The 3,084-nt window shown below is 37.9% G+C and carries 1 protein-coding gene and 1 pseudogene; both read left to right on the plus strand.

Going from position 1 to position 3,084, the window contains the following annotated elements:
* The first annotated feature begins 176 nt into the window (after nt 1–176).
* Nucleotides 177–974, plus strand: coding sequence for a hypothetical protein (locus AN394_RS21000; RefSeq protein WP_055022504.1), 798 nt, complete (start codon nt 177–179; stop codon nt 972–974).
* A gap of 1,051 nt (nt 975–2,025) precedes the next feature.
* Nucleotides 2,026–2,884, plus strand: a pseudogene (locus tag AN394_RS21005) (IS982 family transposase).
* Nucleotides 2,885–3,084: the final 200 nt, after the last annotated feature.

Here is a 3,084-nt window from a genome sequence, read left to right on the forward strand (position 1 = left end):
AATATATCCAAGAGCAGGGGTGACACCTATTCATCCCCGCGACATCACTTTGTTCTGATCACGGGGTTTTCTCGGTGAGTTTAGATAAAAAGTAATTTTTTAAAAATATTAGGTTTTTTTTGCCTCTATATGTTGCGTATACCTGTACATTATTAAGCATATATATGGAGGCTGTTATGTTTACAAACCTGAATAAATACTCAAAACATCAAAACTCAAAGTGGTTTATCATTGTCATTTTACTTTGCTCTATTTTATCAATAGTTTATTTGCAAATACGTCATCCCGCTGACAACTCTAGTGTAGAGTCAACTTTTGACTACTCAACTATTATCGATCACTTTAGTGACAAGCTTAACCAAGGTACATTTCTGTTCTCTGAACCGGTTACTTGGAACGGCCAATTTATTCCTGTTGAGAGTTATGCTGGAATAAACCTTAAAAGTTTAAGCAGCGAGCATGCTGATGGTTTAGTTTTATATTGGCTTCATCGTATAAAGTTTGCCTCTACTGAAGAGACTGGTGTCATAAAAGACAGTTTTGAGGCTGTAAAATCATTACCTTATGACATCAACGAAGCTAATTTAGAATTCTTAGATTGTAGCCTAACTGAAAAATGTGATTATAAAAAACTTATAAATAACTTCAGCCACTCAGCTTGGGTGCCATTTTGGGCAATGAAGGCAGAAATTGAGTATGTTAAGAGCAAAAGTGATGAACTAAATGAGCTTAACATTTCTGCTGTTAGTGACTTAGAGTTTTTCGAGCTTCGTAACAATGCCGATCATGTTGAAATCATACCACCAGCACTTGCTGACTACTTAATAACCATACCTTTTTATCTGAATTGCGAAACCAACAATCAAAAGCTTTTGATGTACTTATACGAGGTCAAAACTAGGTTTCCCCAGCTAAGCACGATAGTTGATGAGTTCATGAGTATGGCTTCAGCTAACCAGTGCGAGTTAGTGTAGGAGAGGAATAAAGATTCATACTAAAAGCTACTATCAAGTCCAAATCAAGCTACAACTGAATATTAAAGTATCATACTCTTGTAACTCTCTTCTGGACATTTTCGATTTTGGAATGGCTGCGTATCGATTGCGATCGCAGCCATTTTAGTATGATATTTTAATACTCTCTCACAGTAAGTTGGCAATAGATAGATGCTATAAAATGGATGTCTTTAACTTAGCTGCTTTATACTATTATTACTTAAAGTTCTAGTTTTGGTTATCAGCTAAAGACTTAATAGCTTTTTTGATAGAAAACGGCCTCAACTCATCGTTAGAAAAGTGAACTTTGAAGCAAGGGTGAGTTGCCCAAGCTCCTTCTACATGGCGCTTTTCATATGTGACACTGAAGCCTGTTATCAACCTGCCATTTAATTCATATCCGGGCGAATTATCACAGTACCGTTCAAAAACATCTTAAAGACTCAAAGAGTTCGCCATTCTGTATTGTACCCTCTGGTGACAGCTCTACAAATACTTGCTCTTAATGATCAAGTTATTATCGTTAACCTAATTGCTGTCATCACGCAATATAGTTTCATACTGAGCAGGGCTGCAGCTCTGGTGTTTTGGTTTGGAAATTTGGAGCTGGGAAAGATAGATTCATACTGGACTTAGGTAACAGCTTATATTCTTGCTCGATTCAAATTATAAAGTTTCATACTAAACCTGAAATATTTACCACCTTAACGAAACAAAACAGTGAAAAACTAAAACAAACTACTTGTTTCGTAGAACAAGCAACAAGAACTGGTAAAGTTTTACTGCTACAAGTTGCCTCCTAGCAGTATGAAACTTTATTGTTCACCCACAACAGTTGATTTTTAACAAAAAAATAAGCATGGCACGCCTTGCTTTTTCCTTACAAATGTCACTGCCGCCTCCTGTATCTAGGCAGTTCTAAGCAACCAAAGTACTAACTAACCTGAGCTGCACATAAGAAATGGAACTAAATGCCCTTGCGGTGCTCAGATCTTTCGACCAAGAAATATAAGATTACCGAGGCAAGGGCATGAATAACTTAGATGCAATTTACGTAGATGTCGATGATTTTTGTTTATTGTTTGAACCTCAATGGCTTGAGCACCTAATATCAACAGGTGAAAAGCAACGCATTAAACCATCCCGCCTATCTTCTAGCGAAGTCATGACTAGATTGATTGCTTTTCATCAATCAGGTTACCGCGACTTTAAAACTTACTACACCAAATTTGTTTGCCAGTATTGGCGACATTATTCTCCTGATTTAGTTAGTTATACACGTATGTTGAAGTTGTTAGGCTACCTTACCCGCTCTATGTAGCTACTTAAAGCAGCGCTTTGATAAGCCAACAGGCATTGCATTTATCGATTCCACTTCTCTCAAGGTGTGTCACAACATGCGTATTCCTCGCCACCAAGTTTTCGTGGGAGAAGCCAAACGAGACAAAGGAACAATGGGCTGGTTTTATGGCTTTAAACTCCACCTCATCATGAATGATGAAGGTGGTTTACTAGCTGTAAAAGTGACAGCTGGGAATGTTGATGATAGACAGCCGGCATTAGATATGGTTGATAATGTTACAGGTAGTTTATACGCTGATAAAGGTTATATATCTGCAAACCTAAAAGCGGAACTTGCTGAGCAAGGCATTGATTTTATTACAGGACAACGAAGTAATATGAAACGTCAGCCAATATCATCTTGGGATAGAGCGATGTTATCAAAGCGTTTCATCATTGAAACAGTTTTCGACCAGCTGAAAAATATGGCTTAAATAGACCAGACAAGGCAACGCAGCTGCATCTCATTTATGGTTAATTTAATGGCTGGATTAATTGCCTATACCTTTCAGACTAAAAAGCCGAGTATAAAAGTGACTCGGCTTTAATTCTTATACAGATCTGAGGTTAGCTAGGTTCGAGAGAAACGCGATATAAAATCGCTTATATGGACTCCTCCTATTGCACAATACCCTTCGTTAATTTTGTCAGACTGCGTACTTATATGCGGGCTCATAATGAGGAGCTACCTCGGCCCTTTGATGTATTCGCGCCCTTGTGCCTCTTCTCCTACTCGGTGTTTTAACAC

It is taken from the genome of Pseudoalteromonas sp. P1-26, assembly GCF_001401795.1.
In the GTDB taxonomy this organism is placed as follows: Bacteria; Pseudomonadota; Gammaproteobacteria; order Enterobacterales; family Alteromonadaceae; genus Pseudoalteromonas.